Below are 15763 nucleotides of genomic sequence, written 5' to 3' on the forward strand. Positions count from 1 at the left end.
GTTTCCCAACACTCTGGAAATAACCTCCTCTTAAAGAGGAGGTTATTTTACATTCTCTCTCCTATCCCCATACACCATCTCTTCTTTCATCCCAAATCCATCACCATTTTGCACAATTTGCTCTGTCGGTGCAACTACACTTTCGGCAATTTTCCATTCCCCACGCTCTTTTACGAATACTTGTAGAAAATAGTTCATGCCATCTAATTGATATGCATTTTCTTTTTTCACATTATAGTGAATCGCAATGTAGTACACTTGAATGTTTTCTTTCCCTATTTTTGATACGTATTGCGATAGTCTCGGTATATAAAGTGCTGCTTTCCGAAAAGATAGTTGCTTCGCTTTAACAAGCGATGAACTTGTTACATTACGTAATGTGTCCCGATTACGAATATTATCGCTATGGTGGAATAATACTGCGTTTTGCATAGAACGAACCCATAATTTTGAATATAAGACTGTATTATCATTTTCGATGTACTTCACTTCTTTTCGCACCACTTGGATAGGCGTATCTGCGTACGTGAATGTTTGAAAACAGAAAAAACTACCAAATAAAATGGTAAGTGCAGCAATATATTTCATAATCTTTCCTCCGATCTTTTAATTAAAGTATCGGAGTTTCAAAATATTTTTATTCAAAAGAAAAAGGATAGGAGTGCTTTCGCTTCCTATCCTCATTTATTATAATACGCGGCCAAATAGTTCTAAGACCATTTCTATTTCTTGGTCGCTCCAACCTTTAAATCTCTCTTTATAATATTCTTTACGCACAGCTTCAAGTTTTTCAGTTACTTCTCTTCCGTGCTCTGTAATTTCTAAGTACACGATTCGACGATCTGAATTAGAACGTTTTCTTTCTACTAATCCTTTTCGTACGAGACGATCTGTAACAGCTGTAATATGACTGGAGGTTACGTTTACTTCACTCGCAATTTGCGAAGCCATCTGTGGACTGTTTAAAAATAACGCACGTAATACAGAAAATTCATTATATGGCATATGTTCTGCAAAACGTGTATTAATATCATTTTGTAATAAACGTATCATTTTTCGAAATGATGCAGATAAATCTAAAATCAGCGTTTCTCTTTTTTCGTTCAATAGCCTCGTCCCTTTTTTATCATATTTACACATATTATAATCTATAAATACCTATGTTGTATATGCTTTCTTTCCTCAACATTCTCATTTATGTAACTTTTTTCATATAAATTTCTTTTTTGTTCACACATATACATATAAAAAGGATGGTGATGGAAAATGCAGGGTGGAATGAATCCTTATTTACACAACGTACGCACTGCTAATACTGGTAAAGAAGCTACTATTACTGTACAAGGAGAAGGTGTTGTAAAAGCAAAACCGAATGTTGTTATATTAACACTCGGCATTCGAACAGATGATAAAAATGTAAAACAGGCTCAAGAAGAAAATGCAGTGCAATCCAAACAATTGCTGGATGCACTTAAACAGCTTGGTATTGCCGATAAAGATATAGAGACGATTTCTTATACAATTACTCCTCAATACGAATATGTAAATGATAAAGCATTGCTACAAGGATACCGTGTAGAGCATTTGTATGAAATTACCGTTTTAAATGTACAAAAAGCTGGGGAAGTATATGATATAGCCGTTTCAAATGGCGCAAATGTAGCAAAAGGGTTACGTTTCCGAGTATCTCATCCAAATAAATATTATGAGCAAGCTCTCATTCAAGCTCTGCACCAGGCAGTAGAAAAAGCTCGTGCTATTGCGAGTACATATAATTTAAATATTAATCCTGTTCCCCTCTCATTCGTTGAAGAATCTGCCCAATTACCAAGGGAGGTTACGTCTTATGCTACTTTACATGCGCAAGCAGCTCCACCTATTCAATCGGGAGAATTAGAAATTATTTCAACAATACGGGCAATTTTTACGTATTTATAAATAATTTCATTTATAAGTAAACGTTATCATTTTCCTTGTTGTAAAAACATGATGTTCTGATATAATAAAGGACGGTGAGCTCTTACAAAAGAGATATCACGGGTGGGAGAGGGATATGAAAAAGAAGGTTTAACATGAAAGGAATACTTGAAAGAACATTTAAATTAGGTTTACACGAAACATCACCAAAACAAGAAGTTTTAGCTGGAGTTACGTCATTTTTCACGATCGTATATATTATGATTGTAAATGCGTCAATTTTATCCGATGCTGGCATTCCTCTTGAAGCTGGAATTTTAGCAACTGTTTTCAGTTCATTTGTCGGATGTCTACTCATGGCATTTTGGGCAAATGCACCTGCTATTCTTGTCCCTGGTATGGGTGTAAATGCATTCTTCACGTACACAGCTGTGCATACGCTTGGACTAACTTGGCAAGAAGCATTAGCTGCTGTCTTTATCTCTGGTATTATTTTTGCAATTGCCGCTTTTACACCAATCGCTCGCGTGCTATCAGTATCAATTCCAAAGTCATTAAAAGAAGCAATTACTGTCGGCATCGGATTATTTTTAGCGTTTATCGGATTGCAAAAAGGTGGTTTAGTCGTTTCGAACCCAAATACTGCTGTTGCAATGGGTAAATTAAGTAACCCTGTCGTTCTTGCGACCGTGCTTACTCTTATCGTTGCACTTGTACTATTTATTCGTAACGTACGTGGAAACTTTTTATGGACGATTGCAATAGGAACTGGTATTGCATGGCTATTTGGCCTTGTTGATACAAGTCAAATCGGAAATAGTTCATTCTCATTCGCTAATTACGGCGATGTGTTTGGAGCTATGTCATTTGGCAAACTTTCTTCCTTACCGTTTTGGATTGCAACATTCTCCTTAAGCATGGTGCTTATTTTTGAGAACATGGGACTTCTGCACGGTTTATTAGAAGATGACCGTAAATTCCCACGTGCTTACCAAGCCAATGCAATTTCAGCAATGACATGTGGTCTATTTGGCACAAGCCCTACCGTATCAACAGTAGAGAGTGCCGCAGGTATTACTGCAGGCGGAAAGACAGGTCTGACGTCTATCGTTACGGGGTTGTTATTCTTTGCATCATTGTTTGCACTTCCGTTTGTCAAACTAATTCCTGATAGTGCCATTGCACCAATCTTAATTATTATTGGCGGCCTGATGATTACAAGCATTCAGCAAATTCCTCTGAACGATTTTTCAGAAGGATTTCCAGCGTTCTTAATTATCGTCATGATCCCGCTCACATATAGTATCGCTGATGGCATTGCGTTCGGATTTATTGCTTACCCTATCTTAAAAGTTGCTCTTGGAAAGCGTAAAGAAGTCGCACCATCTATGTATATCATTACATGCTTATTCTTAGCTATGTTTGTATTACATGCTATTGGTTAAGAAAAAACACCGGGGAAATCCTCGGTGTTTTTTTACTTAAACCATCCTTTTTTATAAAACCAGGCCATCATTCCGCCGCCAATTAATGCCATTAGAAGAAGACAAATAAAATAACTATATTGTCCACCAAGCTCTGGCATATGCGTAAAGTTCATTCCATATACTCCCGCAATAAATGTTAATGGCATGAAAATAGTCGAGAATACAGTTAATGTTTTCATAATGTTATTCATATGATGTGAGTTTAATGAAAAATAACTATCCCGAATATCCGCCGTTAACTCTCGACTTGCCTCAATCATTTCCGTAAGTTTAAGTAAATGATCATGTATATCTTTAAAATAAATCTCATGATCACTTATACCGTAAAAACGAGTGGAATTCAAAATACGATACAATAAATCACGCATTGGAATAATTGTACGTCTTAACTTAGATAAATCTGCCCTAATATCAAATACTTCTTCTAGCACGGCTCCTGCTGTCTCACCTGTTAAATTATCATCAATCGCATTTAAATGATCTTCAATGTAATATACAGGTGCGAAATAATCATCTACAATTTGATCAGTGATCGTATGTGCTACATGTAAAGGCCCTTTCTTAATCCGCCTCTTCTCACCAAGTGTTTTCCATACTCTTTCAATTGCATTATTATGAGAAAAATGGAAAGAAACAATATAGCGATCACTAACAAACAAATCAATTTCATGTGGTTCTAGCCCATCTTCTCCAAACGCGTGAAGAACTAAAAAGTTATATCCATCATAAAAATCAACTTTTGGCCTCTGTACATATTCTAGACAGTCTTCAATTGCAAGGGGATGGAACTTAAAATGGTCTTGCAGAATATATGTATACTCTTCTTTCGTTGGCTTATATAAATCTAGCCAATACCATACAATATGGTCTTTCTTTGTTTCTTCTAGAGAAACATCATATAATACTTCATCTGTTTTTGTTACTGCACAAATTCTAATCATAATTTCACCCATTATTATTATAAACAAAAAATAGTAAAAAAAGCCAAGGAGAAATCTCCTCAGCTTTTTTTTATTACTTCGTTACGATACCGTGTACTAAAGTTGGTGCATCTACGTGTTCTTTAGAGATCTTCATGTTCTCATAAATTTTCGCTTTTACATCTTCAACATTTTCGCGGTTTGCGTAAATTGTAACAAGGGATTCACCTTGCTTCACGCTATCGCCTACTTTTTTGCGCAGCATTAGACCAACTGCTAAATCAATTTCAGACTCTTTCGTTGCACGTCCTGCTCCTAAAAGCATTGCTGCTGTTCCGATTTCGTCTGCAACGATTTCTGATACATATCCGTCTTCTTTCGCTTCCACTTCAATTTTAAATTGTGCTTGTGGCAATTTAGAAGGGTCATCAACAACAGATGCGTCGCCGCCTTGCGCTGATAGGAACGTTTTAAATGATTCTAGTGCTTTTCCGTTGTTCATTACTTCAATTAGCTTTTCACGTGCATCTTCTAAAGATGAAGCTTGTCCAGCAAGGTACACCATTTGACTTCCAAGTGTTAAACATAGCTCTTCTAAATCTTTCGGCCCTTTACCTTGTAATGTATCAATTGCTTCTTGTACTTCTAATGCGTTACCGATAGCTTCACCGAGTGGTTGACTCATATCAGAAATAACTGCCATCGTATTACGACCAACGTTATTACCGATGCGTACCATTGCTTCTGCTAAACGTTTTGCATCTTCATCCGTTTTCATAAATGCACCTGCTCCAGTTTTTACATCAAGAACAATTGCATCTGCACCAGCAGCAATTTTTTTACTCATAATCGAACTTGCAATAAGCGGAATTGAGTTTACTGTTGCTGTTACATCACGAAGTGCATATAACTTTTTATCAGCAGGTGTTAAGTTACCACTTTGGCCGATAACAGCGATTTTGTTTTCATTTACAAGACGCATGAATTCATCGTTTTCAATTTCCACATGGAATCCTGGAACTGCTTCTAATTTATCAATTGTACCACCAGTATGTCCTAAACCGCGTCCAGACATTTTCGCTACTGGTACACCTAAAGCAGCTACTAATGGACCTAATACAAGTGTCGTTGTATCACCAACACCACCTGTCGAATGCTTATCTACTTTTACACCTTCAATAGCTGATAAGTCGATTGTATCACCGCTATTTACCATTGCCATCGTTAAATCAGCACGCTCTTGATCGTTCATATCTTGGAAGAAAATTGCCATTGCAAGTGAACTTACTTGATAATCAGGAATATCACCATTTGTATATCCTTCAACAATAAAGTTAATTTCTTCTGTCGTTAATGCATGTCCGTCACGTTTTTTTGCAATTAGGTCCACCATTCTCATTGTGAAGTCACCCCTTCATTTGTTTTACGATTGCTTTTACTAATGCTAAGAAGTTAGCTTTAACACGTTCTGTCGTTTCAATTACTTCATCGTGGTGAAGTGGCTGATCTAAAATACCAGCTGCCATATTTGAAATACAAGAAATACCTAATACTTTCATACCAGCATGACGCGCTACAATTACTTCAGGTACTGTTGACATACCAACTGCATCTCCGCCAAGTGTACGAAGCATACGAATTTCAGCAGGTGTTTCATATACAGGACCTGTCATTCCTACGTATACACCTTCTTGTACTTTAATATTTAAGTTTGCTGCAACTTGTTTCGCCATTTCGCGAAGTTCTACTGTATATGATGTAGACATATCAGGGAAACGTACGCCCATTTCAGAATCATTCGGTCCGATTAATGGATTCGTACCCATGAAGTTAATGTGGTCTGAAATTAACATAAGATCGCCTGGCTCAAATGATGTATTTACACCACCAGCTGCGTTTGTTACAACTACTGTTTCTACACCTAGTTCTTTCATAACACGAACTGGGAATGTTACTTTTTGCATGTCGTATCCTTCATAGAAGTGGAAACGTCCTTGCATTGCTACTACTGTTACACCTTGAAGTGTACCAAATACTAGTTGACCTGCATGGCCTTCTACAGTTGATACTGGGAATTCAGGGATTTCACTGTAAGGTACTGTTACTGCGTTCTCAATTTCGTCTGCTAATACACCTAGTCCTGATCCAAGGATTAGTCCTACTTGTGGTGTCTCTTGAAATTTCTCTTTTAAATATGAAGCTGATTTTGTAATAAGTTCACGATTCATTTGTTTATCCCCCTATTTCTTTAGCTCGTTTAAGAAGCTTGTTCCGTATTCTGGCATTTTCACACCGAAGTTTTCTGCTACTGTTGCACCAATATCAGCAAATGTTTGACGAAGTGGTAACTCTTGTCCGCCTTCTTTCATGCTTGGGCTATATGCTAATAATGGTACATATTCACGTGTATGGTCAGTACCAGGGTGAATTGGATCATTACCGTGGTCTGCTGTAATTAATAATAGATCATCTTCTTTTAGTTTTGCGAATACTTCTGGAAGACGTGCATCATATTCTTGCAGAGCTTCTCCGTATCCTTGTGGATCACGGCGGTGGCCGAATAATGCATCAAAGTCAACTAAGTTTAAAAAGCTAAGACCTGTAAAGTCCATATTTAATGTATCTACAAGCTTATCCATTCCATCCATGTTAGACTTCGTACGAAGTGATTCAGTTACCCCTTCGCCATCATAAATATCAGAGATTTTACCGATAGCAATTACATCGTAGTCACTATCTTTTAATTCATTCATTACTGTACGACCGAATGGTTTTAATGCATAGTCATGACGGTTTGGTGTACGTGTAAAGTTTCCAGGTTCACCAACGAATGGACGAGCAATAACACGACCTACCATGTATTTCTCATCTAATGTTAATTCACGTGCAATTTTACAAATTTTATATAATTCATCAAGTGGCACTACTTCTTCGTGTGCTGCAATTTGTAATACGCTATCAGCAGAAGTATAAACGATTAAAGAGCCTGTTTCCATTTGCTCTTGACCAAGTTCATCAAGAATCTCAGTTCCAGAAGCTGGCTTATTACCGATAATTTTACGGCCTGTTTTTTCTTCTAATTCATCAAGTAATTCTTTCGGGAATCCTTCTGGGAACACTTGGAATGGTGTATCAATGTAAAGGCCCATGATTTCCCAGTGACCTGTCATTGTATCTTTACCAGTAGATTTCTCTTGCATTTTTGTGTAATATCCAAGTGGTTTCTCTACTTTAGAGATACCTTTCATTTCTCGAATGTTACCAAGACCTAATTTCACCATGTTAGGCATTTGTAACCCATTCATATGTTCAGCAATGTGACCAATTGTGTCAGATCCTAGATCACCAAATTGCTCAGCATCTGGTGCTTCACCGATTCCCACAGAGTCCATTACGACTAGGAATATACGTTTATATTTATTCATAACTGCGACCTCCTATAAGTTCAGTTCTACTTCTTGTAGTATGTTCAAAACGCTATAAAGTGAAACTGTTATCCAAAAGAATTCTCATTGTCAAACAGTACTTCTTTAAATCATTTTCTAACCTATTTCGTTTACTTGAAACGATTCAAAAACATTTCTAGTTTTTTCTAAGTCAGATGTCAGACATCTGATACTGATATCATAACATGTTTACGCTTTCTTTTTAATACATTTTCGTAGAATTTCTCATTTTCTTCACACTTCTATTGTAATCCATTCTGCAACGAAGTGCTAATTTTTTTATGATTTATTTCTTCATATTAAAAATAAAAAGTAGCTCTAAAGAGCTACTTTTTATTTTACTTCTATTGTTTCTTCTTTATGTTCATGCAATTCGCCTTTTCTTACATGTACTTTCACTTTGTAAGCACCGTTCTCTTTGAAAGTATGTTTCGTTTCATACTCTCCTTTATTCCCTTCTTTCGCTGGAATAAATTCGTGTTTTTCAACACCATCTTTCCAAATCTCTAGTTGTACTTCAGCACCAGTTAATGCTTCTTCTTTTTGCTTTAAATGAACTTTCATTGTAGATTCAGCATTTGCCTTTATGTCTCCAGCCATAAGATGGATCATTGTGTCACTTTTATGATCTCCATGTCCTGCACTGTGATCACTATTTTCTTTTTTCGCATCTTCTACTTTCGCATTTCCTACAGCAACTTTCACTTCTGGCATAACGTGCATTTCACGTGCATTTGTATGAGGAATAATATGATATACTCCATCAGTTTCAAATGTTTTCTCGACTGCATAAACACCTTTTCCTTTATGCTTACCATCTAACATCTCGTGTTTCTCGTCGCCATCTTTCCAAATTTCAAACTTTACGTCATCAGCATCCGTTACTCTTTCTTTTCCTTGTGTAACAAGTGCTTGTACTTCTGTTTTTTCACCTGGTTTAATTTCTTTCGGATTTGTTTGGACTGCTACTTTTATAGCTTCAAGTTTCTGTTCTTTTTTCGGTTCTTCTTTGTTTGTATTACAGCCAGCCAACGCTAGCATCGCGATAAATAAAGTTATAATCAGTTTTTTCATCATCATTTCCTCCTTTATACTTTATTTAGTATAGAGGAAATACATTGTAATATTCCAGTCTTCTGCTGAAAACAATATACGAAATGTTTGTGAAGTTTCTGTGAAACGCTCTTCCCCTCTTAATCTATGAAAAAAAGAGCATAGTAACTATGCTCTCGGATGAAACTGTTTATATACATCTTTTAATCTAGTTTTTGAAACGTGCGTATAGATTTGCGTCGTTGAAATATCTGCATGTCCAAGCATTTCTTGTACAGCACGTAAATCTGCTCCATTTTCTAATAAGTGCGTAGCAAACGAGTGACGCAACGTATGAGGTGTAAGCTCTTTTTCAATATTTGCTTCTTTCGCTAATCGTTTTAATATTTTCCAAAATCCTTGTCTTGATAATCGATTACCATGATGGTTTAAAAAGAGTGCATCTACTACTTTTTTCCCCATTAATTCTCTTCTTCCTTTTTCAATATACTTTTGAATCGCTTCCGTTGCTAAACTTCCTAGTGGAATAATTCTTTCTTTATTCCCTTTCCCTATGCAACGAACAAATCCCATCGTTAAATGTACATCTTCTAAATTGAGTGCAATCAATTCTGAAACACGAAGTCCTGTCGCATACAGTAACTCTAGCATCGCCTTATCACGAATCCCAAAAGCACTTGTCATTTTTGGTGTTTGAAGTAACGCCTCTACTTCATCAACTGATAATACTTTTGGTAATTTCCGTTCCCCTTGTGGCGTTTCAATATGTACGGATGGATCGTGTTCTACCGCTCGTTCACGAAGTAAAAATTGGTGGAACGAACGAATTGATGCGATATGACGCGCCAATGTTTTCGAAGATTTTCCGTTTTCTTTTAAATACTGCAAAAAGTTAACAATGTGTAAACGGGTCACTTCATGAAAAGTTTTCGTCTGTTCCACATTTTGCAAATACTTTACGTAGCTTTTTAAATCCCGTTCATAAGATACTACTGTATTCTTTGCTAATCCTTTTTCGACAACCATATAATGAATAAAATCTTTTAATTGATCTTCCACTCTACACTACTCCCCATTTTCATAGAAAAACATCATTCTATTTACGAAAGCATCCTTTGCCGGTTCTTCATTCCCTGATACTTTTTCTACAGTCTCTTCTTTAGGTTTTTCATAACGATGATAGCTTTCATATTCTTCATTTATCCATAGTATAGCGAAATAAAACAAAATCGTACAACTTGTAAATAATAAAAATACTTTTATTCCATCAAAAGTTAATTTTAAAGCTCGGCGCATTGTAAATTCCTCCAAAATATAAGTTATTACAACATATGCCAAGCTTTCACCAATTTATACCTTATTCAAATAAAAAACCTCTTCCTAGATAAATAGGAAAAGGTTATTTTTCATCCGTTTCATTTTCTTGACAGTTTTTACAAATCCCATGGAATGTTAAACGATGATCTTTCACCTTAAAGCTCCAGTCTCGTTCTACTTTCCTTTCCACTTCACCAAGTAAATCTTCTTGTATTTCTTGTACAGCACCACATTGTGTACAAATCAAATGATGGTGGAAACGCTGCGCACCTTCTTGGCGTAAGTCATAGCGTGAAACACCGTCTCCGAAGTTAATCTTATCGACAACTTTTAACTCAGATAATAGTTCTAAAGTTCGATAGACGGTTGCTAATCCGATCTCTGGCGACTTTTCTTTTACAAGGAGGTAAACATCTTCTGCGCTTAAATGATCTTCTTCATTTTCTAGCAGCACACGAACTGTTGCTTCACGTTGCGGTGTTAATTTGTAGCTCGCTGCATGTAATTGCTTCTTAATTCGTTCAATTCTTTCTTCCATTCGGTACTACTCCCTCCTCGCCACTCTTACACCATTATATCAGAAGAAGGGCTTCTGTCAAAAGAAAAAACAATAAAAACAAATTGATAATTATTCTCAAAAAGTATTTATTTTTTATTAATAGCCTCAACGACTTCTTTCATTAAAACTGGTGATGCGTAAGCCTCCACACTAGAAGCAAGTGCTAACACCACTCCAATTACGAGAAAGAAGCATGTATAACGGATTAATAATGGTAATAGTGGCTCGGTTATTTTTCTAATAAATTGATGCCTAATCATCCGTAAAGAAAAACTTGCAGCAATGGTTGTCATAACGAGAAAGACTGGAATGATAATTAAATTTTGTGGCAAAACAGATACAAATGCTAATAATAGTCCATTCCATCCATGCTGACTTACTAAAAAACCAACTGTAAATCCAACGACAACTCCTTTTACAAATAATAAAATAAAAGTAAGTGGTAATCCAATAATTGAAATTCCTAAAATCCAAATAAATCCGATGTATTTTAATTGCGAAAAGTAACTTTCTCGAAACATTTCGCCCGCAATGGCAAATTCTCCTTTAGAGACTTGTCCAAAAAAACGTTGTAAATAAAATGATAAATCTTGTTTTTGATTGATTTGTAAACTATTCACGAGAATGGCTCCGAATATTACTCCCATCAATAATAAAACAGCGTTAAATATATATAATGAAGAGTTTTCCTGTATGTGAGACATTACACGGTCTTGCCAATTTTTTCGCCACATTTTTCTTCCCTCCGTTCACACTCTTATTAAAAATGTATGAAAGAAAGAAAAAAGTATGACGAATTAACATTGAAATTCCGCTCTACTTTGCTAAACTAAAAAGTAGAGAATAGGAGGGATTTCTCTTGAAACCATTATTATTAGATTTTCCAACATTATTTCAAACTGAACGCTTGCAAGTTCGTAAACCATTTCCAGGTGATGGTGCAGAAGTATATGAAGCAATCCAAGCTTCTCTAGAAGACTTAGTACCGTGGATACCAATTAACGCTGAAACAGAAGAGAGTGCTGAAGAAATTGTTCGCGAAGCTCACGGACAGTTTTTACTTCGTGAAACACTTGATTTTCACTTATACGATAAAGTATCTGGTACATTCATCGGAGCAATTACACTAAAGCCTGAAAACTGGGATATTCCAAAGTTTTCACTTCACTTCTGGCTACATAGTGCCTATACAAAACAAGGCTATATGACCGAAGCTGTTAAAGGTGCAATTCAGTTCGCCTTTGATAAACTAGGCGCTAGAAGAATTGAAATTCGTACTGATGCAACAAATATAAATGCATGTAGCTTAGCAGAACGTCTAGAATTCATTCTAGAAGGGACAATGGAAAATGATTTCCTAGCACCAGATGGTAGCTTACGTGATGCACGTGTATACGCAAAAATCAATTAAAAAACACTCGCCTTTGGCGAGTGTTTATTTTTGTAGTTGTAAATATTGTACTGCAAACATCGTCTTCGCATCATGAATACGAAGATCTTTCATAAGAGTAATCGCTTCTTCTAACGATACTTCCATTAATTCCACAAACTCATCTTCATCTAACTCAGCTTTATTTTCTTTTCTTGTCAAACCTGTCGCTTTATATACATATAAAATTTCATCTGCGAATCCTGGAGATGTATAGAAAGAAGTAATGAGCTCCATATTTTCACATACATATCCTGTTTCCTCTTCTAATTCACGAACTGCTGTTACCTCAGGTTTTTCACCAGGTTCTAACTTGCCAGCCGGAATTTCTATAATCGCCTTTTCAAGTGCTTTACGATACTGCTCAACAAGCACAATTTTCCCCTCATCAGTAATAGCAATAATAGCAACTGCACCAGGGTGATTTACAATTTCACGTTTACTCATTGCTCCATTTGGTAATACTACATCATCAACACGAACTTTTATAACTCTACCATCAAAAATTGGCTCAGTTTTTACTGTTCTCTCTGTAAGATTACTCATACTACTTCATCTCCCTGTTCTATTTCCTATTCTTTCTTCATACATTTTACCACATTGAAAGGAGCGTGATAGAAATGAAAGTTTATATTTTACCAAATCGCATCACGTTAGTCGGAAAAGCATGGCAAATTCGCCATAAGCTAAAGCAATATAGCAAAGAGTATACAACTGTACAAGAGTGGATTACAGCAAATAAAGTGAAACATTAATCATGCTTTTACGGGCAGTTAATGCGAAGCGAAAAGGAAACGTTTGTCAACCTCTTTTCCCTCTCGTACAATAAAGGTAAGGAGGTTGACCTATGAAAAAACGTCAATTAGGAAACTCAGATTTGTTTGTTACAGAAATGGGCCTTGGCTGTATGTCTCTCGGTACATCTGAAACAGAAGCTATGCATATTATCGATGAAGCTATCGATTTAGGAATTAATTTTTTTGATACAGCAGATTTATATGATTACGGATTAAATGAAGAATTTGTTGGAAAAGCCTTGAAGGGAAGAAGAGACCAAATTGTACTTACAACGAAGGTTGGAAATCGTTGGACAGAAGAAAAAAATGGCTGGTCTTGGGATCCTTCTAAAGCTTACATAAAGACTGAAGTAAAGGAAAGTTTACGTAGACTTCAAACTGATTATATTGACCTTTACCAACTTCATGGCGGAACAATTGAAGATCCAATAGATGAAACAATTGAAGCTTTTGAAGAATTGAAAAAGGAAGGTATTATTCGCCATTACGGTATTTCTTCTATACGCCCAAATGTCGTTCGTGAATATGCAAAACGCTCAAACATCGTTAGTGTACTAATGGAATATAACCTTTTAAATCGTCGTCCAGAAGAATGGTTCCCCCTTCTAAATGAACACCAAATTAGCGTCATTGCCCGCGGGCCACTTGCAAAAGGAATTTTAACTGACAATAATGCAAGAAAGATAGAAAGAGTAAAGGAAAAGGATTATCTCTCTTATTCTTACGATGAATTACATGCAACTCTAGCAAGTGTAAAAGAAATGATTGGAGAACGCTCTTTAACAGGAACAGCTATTCAATATTGCTTACATAATAAGACTGTTGCAGCTGTTATACCTGGTGCAAGCTCTCTTCAACAATTACAGGAAAATATACGAGCTAGCCAACAGTTACCTTTAACAAAAGAAGAATATATACAACTTCAAAAGATTGTTAAATATGACACATATGCTTTGCATCGTTAAAAATATCGAATTACCGATAAAACAGAAGACTGCCTCCAGTATTAGGAGACAGTCTTTTTTATAACGTATCATATTTATCAGGATTCGTTCCTACATGTAAATCACGATTCAACGTGTTAATTTGACGTATCTCTTCTTCATTTAGTGCAAAATCAAAAATAGTAAAGTTTTCTTTAATGCGAGATGGTGTAACAGATTTAGGAATCGTCACAATCCCGCTTTGAATATCCCACCTTAATATAACTTGTGCAGGTGTTTTTTCATATTTGTTAGCAATAGCCTGAATGATTGGATGCTGGAATACTTCTCCGCCCCTCATTAACGGACTCCATGCTTCCATTTGAATTTGCTCATCTTGACAATAATTGCACAACTCAAATTGCGTCAACATCGGATGAAGTTCCACTTGGTTTACCATCGGCTTCACTTTGCAATTTGGTAATAATAGTTCTAAATGATGTTTATGAAAATTAGAAACACCAATCGCACGCACTTTACCTTCTTCATACAATTTCTCTAAAGCTCGGTACGTATCAACATACTTCCCTCTTACCGGCCAATGTATTAAATATAAATCTACATAGTCCATTTGTAATTTTTTCAAACTCTTTTCAAACGCCTCGAGTGTCTCCTCATATCCTTGATCGTCGTTCCATACTTTTGTTGTAATAAATATATCTTCTCTTGGAATTCCTGATTCACGTATCGCCTCTCCGACACCGCTTTCATTTTCATATACAGTTGCTGTATCAATCGAACGGTATCCAACTTCTAACGCTGTTTTTACTGCTTGCTTTACTTCGTCTCCTTCTTTCGCTTTATATACGCCTAGACCAATCATCGGCATTTTCACGCCATTATGAAGTGTAGTTGTTGGAATATGCACAGTCGTCTCCCTTTCATTGTTACATTTTTTATAAGCCACAATTTTATTTCAACAAGATTCATCCCAAAAGTCAAAACATACGTACAGTTTACATAACACTTTTATATAGCTAAAAAATAGCGTGAACTCATTCATTCACGTTATTTTTTCTCCATTCTTTCGCTTTTTCATCCACATTGCGCACAAACTCATTTTTTCCTTCCGTATATAACGCGCCATCATATGTATACTTTTCGGCTAATTCTTTCTTTAAGGTTGCATATGCCTCTGCTTCTTCACAATGAGCCATCATATAATCACGAAATGCTAAATGCCTTACTATCTCTGGATTTCCTTTTTCAAACACGTGTAAATGATACGAGCGTTTTTCTTCAGTTCCATGAATAAAATATCGGCGTCTTGAAATACCATTTTCCCCTTTTACGATGTAACCAAGCTCTATAAATCGTTCATTCCACCCATCTACTCTTTCGATATTTTCTACTTCCATAATCATATCAATAATAGGTTTAGCTGCCAGTCCGGGAACTGACGTACTTCCAATATGATGAATTTTTACCGTTTCTGGCATCGCTGATTTTAATCTTTTAGCCTCCATTTGAAATTTTTCACTCCAATGGTTTTCATGTGGAACAACGACAATTTTTCTCATTCTAACTCCCCTTTTCTTACAAGCTCGTCAAAAAATGACCAGTGGTATTTCACTGATCATTTTTTTATTATTTAAAGTCTTTCCAAGTAAGGTTACTTTCACTTAGCAGTTCTTCAAATGATTTATTCTTTTCACGTTCTTTTTGTTCTTGGCGCTTTCTTTCCAGTTCAGCTGCCTCTTTTTCCTCTTCCCTCACTTGCAACTCTTTCTTCTTACTCTTTAATTGTTGCATGAGTGAATCATTTAATTGATCGCCTAATGTAAGTGTTTCTTTCTTTGGTTGATTCACTTGTGATTGTCTTTGCATTTGTCTTTGTTTCTTTTTCTTCATGCTA

At 36.0% G+C, this 15763-nt stretch carries 20 protein-coding genes; 5 read left to right on the plus strand and 15 right to left on the minus strand.

Annotated elements, in window-relative coordinates:
- Window positions 1-42 precede the first annotated feature (42 nt).
- Entirely contained in the window at window positions 43-588 is a 546-nt protein-coding gene (locus tag DN400_RS13260) for a hypothetical protein (protein ID WP_097911995.1), read from the minus strand.
- A 99-nt stretch (window positions 589-687) separates the two neighbouring features.
- On the minus strand, window positions 688-1107 hold the full coding sequence (locus tag DN400_RS13265; protein ID WP_001003307.1) for a MarR family winged helix-turn-helix transcriptional regulator: 420 nt from the start codon (window positions 1105-1107) through the stop codon (window positions 688-690).
- 159 nt (window positions 1108-1266) lie between these two features.
- On the opposite strand from DN400_RS13265, the gene DN400_RS13270 reads away from it, so the two are divergent.
- Both DN400_RS13270 and DN400_RS13275 read left to right on the plus strand, forming a co-directional pair.
- A complete protein-coding gene (locus DN400_RS13270; RefSeq protein WP_001161449.1) occupies window positions 1267-1938 on the plus strand; it encodes an SIMPL domain-containing protein in 672 nt (223 codons plus the stop codon).
- A 134-nt stretch (window positions 1939-2072) separates the two neighbouring features.
- On the plus strand, window positions 2073-3362 hold the full coding sequence (locus tag DN400_RS13275) for an NCS2 family permease (RefSeq protein ID WP_000676248.1): 1290 nt from the start codon (window positions 2073-2075) through the stop codon (window positions 3360-3362).
- A 32-nt stretch (window positions 3363-3394) separates the two neighbouring features.
- On the opposite strand, the gene corA is transcribed toward DN400_RS13275, so the two are convergent.
- The 9 genes from corA to spoIIM form a co-directional block, all read right to left on the minus strand.
- Complete coding sequence (corA, locus tag DN400_RS13280; protein WP_002026281.1) at window positions 3395-4357, minus strand: magnesium/cobalt transporter CorA; 963 nt, start codon at window positions 4355-4357, stop codon at window positions 3395-3397.
- 61 nt (window positions 4358-4418) lie between these two features.
- Window positions 4419-5723 carry a pyrimidine-nucleoside phosphorylase gene (locus DN400_RS13285; RefSeq protein ID WP_001243080.1) on the minus strand — a complete coding sequence of 435 codons (1305 nt, stop codon included), beginning with the start codon at window positions 5721-5723 and terminating at the stop codon, window positions 4419-4421.
- A 7-nt stretch (window positions 5724-5730) separates the two neighbouring features.
- On the minus strand, window positions 5731-6552 hold the full coding sequence (locus DN400_RS13290; protein ID WP_001078448.1) for a purine-nucleoside phosphorylase: 822 nt from the start codon (window positions 6550-6552) through the stop codon (window positions 5731-5733).
- A gap of 12 nt (window positions 6553-6564) precedes the next feature.
- A complete protein-coding gene (gene deoB, locus DN400_RS13295) occupies window positions 6565-7749 on the minus strand; it encodes a phosphopentomutase (protein ID WP_001046079.1) in 1185 nt (394 codons plus the stop codon).
- Between the two features lie 354 nt (window positions 7750-8103).
- The gene (locus DN400_RS13300) at window positions 8104-8847 is read right to left on the minus strand and encodes a FixH family protein (RefSeq protein ID WP_002183918.1); all 744 of its coding nucleotides are present in this window, start codon (window positions 8845-8847) and stop codon (window positions 8104-8106) included.
- Between the two features lie 144 nt (window positions 8848-8991).
- Window positions 8992-9882 carry a site-specific tyrosine recombinase XerD gene (xerD, locus tag DN400_RS13305; RefSeq protein ID WP_000390088.1) on the minus strand — a complete coding sequence of 297 codons (891 nt, stop codon included), beginning with the start codon at window positions 9880-9882 and terminating at the stop codon, window positions 8992-8994.
- Between the two features lie 6 nt (window positions 9883-9888).
- A complete protein-coding gene (locus DN400_RS13310; RefSeq protein ID WP_001250432.1) occupies window positions 9889-10119 on the minus strand; it encodes a YqzK family protein in 231 nt (76 codons plus the stop codon).
- Between the two features lie 103 nt (window positions 10120-10222).
- Window positions 10223-10678, minus strand: a complete 456-nt coding sequence (gene fur / locus DN400_RS13315) for a ferric iron uptake transcriptional regulator (RefSeq protein WP_000392657.1) — start codon at window positions 10676-10678, stop codon at window positions 10223-10225.
- 107 nt (window positions 10679-10785) lie between these two features.
- Complete coding sequence (gene spoIIM / locus DN400_RS13320; protein ID WP_255477947.1) at window positions 10786-11403, minus strand: stage II sporulation protein M; 618 nt, start codon at window positions 11401-11403, stop codon at window positions 10786-10788.
- 155 nt (window positions 11404-11558) lie between these two features.
- Here spoIIM and DN400_RS13325 point away from each other — a divergent pair, with 155 nt between their 5' ends.
- On the plus strand, window positions 11559-12110 hold the full coding sequence (locus DN400_RS13325; protein ID WP_000803479.1) for a GNAT family N-acetyltransferase: 552 nt from the start codon (window positions 11559-11561) through the stop codon (window positions 12108-12110).
- Window positions 12111-12134: 24 nt separating this feature from the next.
- On the opposite strand, the gene DN400_RS13330 is transcribed toward DN400_RS13325, so the two are convergent.
- Window positions 12135-12674: an NUDIX hydrolase gene (locus DN400_RS13330; protein ID WP_147801708.1), complete on the minus strand. Its 540-nt coding sequence runs from the start codon at window positions 12672-12674 to the stop codon at window positions 12135-12137.
- Window positions 12675-12748: 74 nt separating this feature from the next.
- Here DN400_RS13330 and mciZ point away from each other — a divergent pair, with 74 nt between their 5' ends.
- Both mciZ and DN400_RS13340 read left to right on the plus strand, forming a co-directional pair.
- The gene (gene mciZ, locus DN400_RS13335) at window positions 12749-12883 is read left to right on the plus strand and encodes a Z-ring formation inhibitor MciZ (protein ID WP_000870292.1); all 135 of its coding nucleotides are present in this window, start codon (window positions 12749-12751) and stop codon (window positions 12881-12883) included.
- A 92-nt stretch (window positions 12884-12975) separates the two neighbouring features.
- The gene (locus tag DN400_RS13340; RefSeq protein ID WP_000747210.1) at window positions 12976-13890 is read left to right on the plus strand and encodes an aldo/keto reductase; all 915 of its coding nucleotides are present in this window, start codon (window positions 12976-12978) and stop codon (window positions 13888-13890) included.
- Between the two features lie 58 nt (window positions 13891-13948).
- Here DN400_RS13340 and DN400_RS13345 read toward each other — a convergent pair whose 3' ends face one another.
- From DN400_RS13345 to DN400_RS13355, 3 genes are all read right to left on the minus strand, one after another.
- Window positions 13949-14776 (minus strand): aldo/keto reductase, encoded by an 828-nt coding sequence (locus DN400_RS13345; RefSeq protein WP_147801709.1) that lies wholly within the window; start codon window positions 14774-14776, stop codon window positions 13949-13951.
- A gap of 127 nt (window positions 14777-14903) precedes the next feature.
- On the minus strand, window positions 14904-15428 hold the full coding sequence (locus tag DN400_RS13350) for a GrpB family protein (protein WP_001227186.1): 525 nt from the start codon (window positions 15426-15428) through the stop codon (window positions 14904-14906).
- A 67-nt stretch (window positions 15429-15495) separates the two neighbouring features.
- Complete coding sequence (locus tag DN400_RS13355; protein ID WP_000727561.1) at window positions 15496-15759, minus strand: YqkE family protein; 264 nt, start codon at window positions 15757-15759, stop codon at window positions 15496-15498.
- Between the last annotated feature and the right edge of the window lie 4 nt (window positions 15760-15763).

The organism is Bacillus sp. AR8-1, from assembly GCF_008042345.1.
GTDB classification, from domain to species: Bacteria; Bacillota; Bacilli; order Bacillales; family Bacillaceae_G; genus Bacillus_A; species Bacillus_A cereus.